The 6186-nt window shown below is 70.7% G+C and carries 4 protein-coding genes; 3 read left to right on the plus strand and 1 reads right to left on the minus strand.

The window, feature by feature from the left end:
- The first annotated feature begins 74 nt into the window (after positions 1-74).
- The 3 genes from VFE05_05350 to trxB all read left to right on the plus strand — a co-directional run bounded on the left by VFE05_05350 (position 75) and on the right by trxB (position 5010).
- Positions 75-1211: a sensor histidine kinase gene (locus VFE05_05350; GenBank protein HET6229486.1), complete on the plus strand. Its 1137-nt coding sequence runs from the start codon at positions 75-77 to the stop codon at positions 1209-1211.
- A gap of 181 nt (positions 1212-1392) precedes the next feature.
- Positions 1393-3420 carry an ABC transporter transmembrane domain-containing protein gene (locus VFE05_05355; protein HET6229487.1) on the plus strand — a complete coding sequence of 676 codons (2028 nt, stop codon included), beginning with the start codon at positions 1393-1395 and terminating at the stop codon, positions 3418-3420.
- Between the two features lie 552 nt (positions 3421-3972).
- A complete protein-coding gene (gene trxB / locus VFE05_05360) occupies positions 3973-5010 on the plus strand; it encodes a thioredoxin-disulfide reductase (GenBank protein HET6229488.1) in 1038 nt (345 codons plus the stop codon).
- Between the two features lie 113 nt (positions 5011-5123).
- Here the strand turns inward: trxB and VFE05_05365 are convergent, their stop codons facing one another.
- Positions 5124-5966 carry a hypothetical protein gene (locus VFE05_05365; protein ID HET6229489.1) on the minus strand — a complete coding sequence of 281 codons (843 nt, stop codon included), beginning with the start codon at positions 5964-5966 and terminating at the stop codon, positions 5124-5126.
- Between the last annotated feature and the right edge of the window lie 220 nt (positions 5967-6186).

Raw genomic sequence — 6186 nt, forward strand, 5'->3', positions numbered from 1 at the left:
ATCTTGCGCCGAGCGATCTTACGTGTGGCGACGATCTTCCTCGCCCCGAACCCATTCCTCCCGTCGGCAGGAAGATGAGCGACGACGAAGCGCGAATTCCCTCCGAAAGCGTTCCGGAGCCAGGGGGCACGGGTGGGGTAGAGCAGCAGACGGCTCGCGTCAGTGGCATCGCCCGCGCCCCGCTCGTCCGGGCGCTGCTCGGCGTGCCGCTGTTCTACAAGATCCTCATCGCCAATGCGGTGATCGTGCTGGTGGGCGCCATCGCGGGCGGGATGGCCACGGCGTCGTACGTGCGCGCGGTGCCGGGGCGGTCCACCGTGGACTTCGTGACGGTGCTGGCGGCGGGCGGCGTCGTGCTGACGGTGCTGGTGAACGCCGCGATCCTGCGGCTCGCGCTCAGCCCGCTCCAGCTGCTGGAGCGCACCGCCGGCCGCGTGCAGGCGGGCGACCTGGCCGCGCGCGTGCCGCTCTCGCCCGTGGCGGACCGCGAGCTGGACCGGCTGTCGCGCACCTTCAACGCCATGCTCGACGCGGGCGCCGCCGACCGCCGGCGCCTGCGCGAGGTGGCCGCCCGCGCGCTGGGCGCGGCCGAGGAGGAGCGCAAGCGCATCGCGCGCGAGCTGCACGACGAGACGGCGCAGATGCTGGCCGCGCTGCTCCTGCGCATTCGCGTGCTGCGCGGCGCGCCCGACCCCGCGGCGGCGGCCGCGCTGCTGGAGGAGATGCGCGGCGACATCGGCGCGGCGCTCGAGGGGGTGCGGCGCTTCGCCCGCGGCCTGCGCCCGCCCGCGCTGGAGGAGCTGGGTCTGGTGGCCGCCATCGAGAGCCACGTGCGCTGGCTGGTGGAGGCGACCGGCGTCGCGATGACGGTGGACGCCGAGCCCGTCCCCGGCCTCCTCTCGCCCGAGGCGGAGCTGGCGGTGTACCGCATCGTGCAAGAGGCGCTGTCCAACGCCGTGCGCCACGCGGGCGCCCGCCGCGTGGGCGTGCGCATCGCCCGCGAGGGAGGCACGCTCGTGGTGGAGGTGGACGACGACGGGCACGGCTTCGCCCCGGCGCGGGCGATGTCGGCGGACGGGGGCGGGCTGGGGCTGTTCGGGATGCAGGAGCGGGCGGCGTACCTGGGCGGGCGGGTAGAGGTGCAGAGCGCGCCCGGCGCCGGCACCCGCGTGCTGGCGGAGATCCCCGTGCCCGCTCCGGACGGCGCCTGAAGCGGCGGCAAGGGTACGCCGCTCCGCAAGGGTACGCGCCGAAGCGTACACCACACAACCCGCCTCATTTTGTCTTTTCCCGTCCCGCGGTTATATTCGGACCGCCGCCACGCCGCACCCTCGCGGCGGTGCGCCCACGACCAGCCTTCTGACGCAAATGAATCGCCCTCCGCACCCGGGGATGCCCCCGAAGCTGCCGCTCAAGGAGCTTCTGACCGGCGGCCCGCTCAAGTCGCTCCTGCCCCGCCTGAAGAACCATCGCGAGGTCATCGCGATCGCGACGCTCATGCTGCTGGGCAGCAGCGCCATCTCGCTCATCTTCCCGTACGTGGTGGGCAAGCTGCTCGACTCGGCGTTCGTGATGAAGAGCGCCTCGTCGCTGAACCAGATCGCCGGCGCCATGACGGTGCTGTTCGTGGTCCAGGCCGTGATGACCTTCACGCAGACGTACCTGCTGGGCGCCACCGGCGAGCGGGTGATCGCCAAGCTTCGGCTGGACCTGTTCGGCCACCTGCTGTCGCTGCCCCCCGCATTCTTCTCGGACCGGCGCACGGGCGAGCTCACCAGCCGCATGAGCGCGGACGTGGGCATGCTGCAGGGCGTGCTGAGCGGCCAGGTGTCGGAGTGGGTCAAGCAGGTGCTGATGCTGATCGGGGCCGTGACGCTGCTCTTCATCACCCAGCCGCGGCTGGCGCTGGTCACGCTGTGCGTGGTGCCCATCGTGGTGGGCACGGCCTTCTTCTTCGGCAAGCGCCTGGAGAAGGCCAGCCTGGGCGTGATGGACCAGGTGGCCGACGCCACCGCCATCGCCGAAGAGGCGTTCTCGCAGATCCGCGTGGTGCAGAGCTTCGTGGGCGAGCCGCACGAGATGAAGCGCTACGACAGCCGCATGAGCTCGGCCGTGGCGGTCGCCATCAAGCGCGCCGTGACGCGGGCGCTCTTCTTCAGCACCATCGGGTTCGCGACCTTCGCCGCGTCCATCATCGTGCTGTGGCTGGGCGGCAAGATGGTGCTGGCGCACGAGCTCACGGCCGGCACGCTCATCAGCTTCCTGCTGTACTCCGGGATGGTGGCCAACTCCGTGGGCACGCTGGGCGGCCTGTGGAGCATGTACAAGGAGGCCACGGGCGCCGCATCGCGCGTGTTCGACATCCTCGGCAGCCGCCCCAGCCTGCGCGACCCCGACGCGCCGCGCGACCTGGCGAAGCCGGTGCGCGGCCTGGTGGAGTTCGATGACGTCTGGTTCCGCTACGAGCCCGCCTCCGAGCTGCCGCAGTTCATGCGCGCGCCCGTCATGGGCACGAGCCTGCTGCCGCCCGCCAAGGACGGCAAGGAGAAGGACAAGGACGCCAAGGCGGCGCCCGCGCAGGCGGTGCCCGGCGCCGTGCCGGGCCTGCCGCTGCCCGCCGGGATGATCGCCCTCAAGGGCGCGACCGCCAAGGTGGACTCCGAGGGCAAGCTGCTCCCGCCCGAATGGACGCTGCGCGGCATCTCGCTCCGCATCGAGCCGGGCGAGACGGTGGCGGTCGTGGGCCCGTCGGGCTCGGGCAAGACCACGCTGGTGTCGCTGATCCCGCGCTTCTGGGACCCGCAGCAGGGCACCATCTCGATGGACGGCAGCAACATCCGCGACCTGCGGCTGGCCGACCTGCGCCACAGCATCGGCCTGGTGCCGCAGGAGACGCTGCTGTTCAGCGGCTCCATCCGCGAGAACATCGCGTACGGCAAGCCCGACGCGAACGACGCCGAGGTCGAGGCCGCCGCCCGCGCCGCCCACGCGCACGAGTTCATCGAGCGCATCCCCGACGGGTACGACACCGTGGTCGGCGAGCGCGGCATCAAGCTCTCGGGCGGGCAGCGGCAGCGCATCGCCCTGGCGCGCGCGATGCTCAAGGACCCGGCGGTGCTCATCCTCGACGAGGCCACGAGCAACCTGGACGCCGAGAGCGAGGCGCTGATCGAGGACGCGCTGGCCCACATGCTGGGCGCCCGCACCACCATCATCATCGCCCACCGCCTCTCCACGGTGCGCCGCGCCAGCCGGTTGGTCGTGGTGGACCGCGGCATGATCGTGGAAGAGGGCACGCACGCCGAGCTGCTGGCGCTGGGCGGCCTGTACGCCCGGCTGTACGCCCGCCAGTTCCGCGACGACGACGAGACCGCCGGCAACGAGGGCGCCGAGGACGACGCGGAGATGCTCGTCGGCTGATCGGCCTCGCCGGGTGAGATGAACGGCGGTACGACGTGAGATGCGGGGCCGGGTCGATTGCGATCCGGCCCCGCTCGCATACGTGCCGGCGCACGCCCGCCGCGCATCCGCCGATGCGCATCCGGCGAGCGCACGCCGTCCTCCAGCGTCCCGCGAGGCGGGGCGAGGCAGGCGAGCATCGCATCCCCCGAATCCGCCGAACCGATCCCACCGCGCATCTCCATCGGCCGAGTCCGCCAAGCCACGCATCTGCCGATCGCCCGATCGTAGGCAGATGCGCACCAGCGGAACCCCGAGTGTATGGAAGGCAGCCGGCGGATGCGTGGAGCTTTCAGAGCATCATCCGCTGCGCATCGCCCGAATGGAAGAGCTCACCGGGAGATGTGAGGCGGAGATGCAACGGACGACATCTACCGTCATGCGTTGCTCCGGAGATGCGGCGGACGGCATCTACCGCCATACGCTGTCGGGAGATGCGGGGCGGCGTGGCAGGTTGGCGGGGGATCGGATATATTGGGCGCGTTCCGCAGCGCCCGTTCACGGAGAGGAATGATGCCCGACAGCAAGCCCGAGACGCTCGTGATCATCGGCTCCGGCCCGGCGGCCTGGACGGCCGCCTTATACGCAGCACGCGCCAACCTGGACCCGGTGGTCTACGCGGGCGAGCCCTCGCGCGACATGATTCCCGGCGGGCAGCTGATGTTCACCACCGACATCGAGAACTTCCCCGGTTTCCCGGAGAGCGTGAGCGGGCAGGACCTGATGGAGCGGATGAAGGAGCAGGCCGTCCGCTTCGGCACCCGCACGGTGATGGAGAACATCGCCGAGGTGGACTTCGGCACGTACCCGTTCCGCCTGAAGCCCAGCTGGTCCGACGAGATCACCGCCCGCGCCGTGATCGTGGCGACGGGCGCCCGCGCCAACTGGATCGGGCTGGAGAACGAGATGCGCCTGGCGCAGAGCGGCGGCGGCGTGTCGGCCTGCGCGGTGTGCGACGGCGCGCTGCCGGCCTTCCGCGACCAGGTGCTGGCGGTGGTGGGCGGCGGCGACTCGGCGATGGAGGAGGCCACGTACCTCACCAAGTTCGCCCGCGAGGTGGTGATCGTGCACCGGCGCGACTCGTTCCGCGCCTCGCCCATCATGGCGCAGCGGGTGCTGGAGAACCCCAAGATCCGCGTCCTCTGGAACACGCAGGTCACCGACGTGCTGGGCGACGACTTCGTGACCGCGCTCCGCACCCGCAACACGGTGACGGGCGAGGAGGCGGACCTGCCGGTGGGCGGCCTGTTCGTGGCGATCGGCCACACGCCCAACACGGCGTTCCTGAACGGCCAGGTGGAGGTGAGCGAGCACGGCTACATCAAGGTGCCGCACGCCTGGCGCACGGCCACCAGCGTGCCCGGCGTGTTCGCCGCAGGCGACGTGATGGACGACTACTACCGCCAGGCCATCACCAGCGCCGGCGTGGGCTGCATGGCCGCGCTGGAGGCGGAGCGGTGGATGGCCCACCACGGCGTCGCCGCCGCCGAGCCCCCGGTCCTGGAAACCGCCGAGTCGTCCGTCGGCGTCTCCGACGAGGTCACGGCGTAGCAGTACAGCGTCCGCCCGTCCTCTCGGCTGGCGGAAGATCGTAAGACGGCGGCCCGGCTCATCGCGAGCCGGGCCGCCGTCTTTTCTACCGCGTCCTCGCCTGGCCTGCGTCGTCAAGCCGCGGCAGCCATCCCCTCGGCCGAAGCCAGCTCCACCGACGTGCTTCCGGCGCTGGTCGTCTTCGTCGTCGGTGTGGTCGTCGCCGCGTGCCCCGGTGCCGTGGCACCCGGCGCGGCGCCGCTGGAGGTGTACTGGCTCTCGTCCGTGTACCACGTGCCCGCTGCGGGCACGGGCGACGGGATCTTCGTGGCGTGGCCGATGGGCGGGCCCTGGTAGATCAGCCTGCCCGACGTGTCGCCCGGCCCCTGGTAGTAGATCTTGAGCGTGTTCGTCTGCGGGTCGTAGATGTAGTGGTAAGTCTTGCCCGCGTCCACGCCTCCCGTCGCCCAGTTCTTCCAGTGCACGTACTTCTTTCCCGTGGCGGGGTCGGTCTCGACCCACTGGGCGTTGATGCCGCCGACCAGGGAACAATGGCCCCAGTAGCCCACGACCTGGCCGTTCTTCCGCAGCACCCCAAGAAAGTCGCCGTGCGTCGTCCCCTTATCCCATACGCCCACCTGGAGCGTGAAGGTGTCGCCGCCGACCACGATCTTGCTCTGCCCCTGCGGACCGAACTCCCGGAGCCGGATGCTGTCACCGCCCGGCGTGCGGATGACGACGGTGTCCACGCCCGGGGTGGAGTCCCACACCGTGCAGGTGAAGGAGCAGACGGGCGTCGAGTCGCGCGCCACGGCGGCCGAGTCGAGCGTCGCCGTGGCCATCGTGCCGGTGGCGACCAACCGCGACGCGGGTCGTGGCGCCGTGAGCGGGTCGGTGGGCGAGTCGCAGGCGGCGGCGCCAAGCGCCAGCGCCACCACGGACCAGCCCAGCATCAGCCTGCGTCGATCGAACGTCATGGAAAGCCTCCCCTGTTGCGGGTGAAGCGAACTTGGTGTGCTCCCAAGTAGCGTCGACATCCCGCCGAAGTCAATCAAAACGTCTGTAACTGTACTTCTTCCGTATCCTCGGTTTGACATTCGTTTGAGTTCGCCGCAGGACAGGCTGCACGCGTTTAGGCGCGATACTCCCGATATTGAATCTGACGAGCAGATCTCGATCGGACGCTGACGGATGCGG

This window comes from Longimicrobiaceae bacterium, assembly GCA_035696245.1.
GTDB lineage: Bacteria > Gemmatimonadota > Gemmatimonadetes > Longimicrobiales > Longimicrobiaceae > DASRQW01.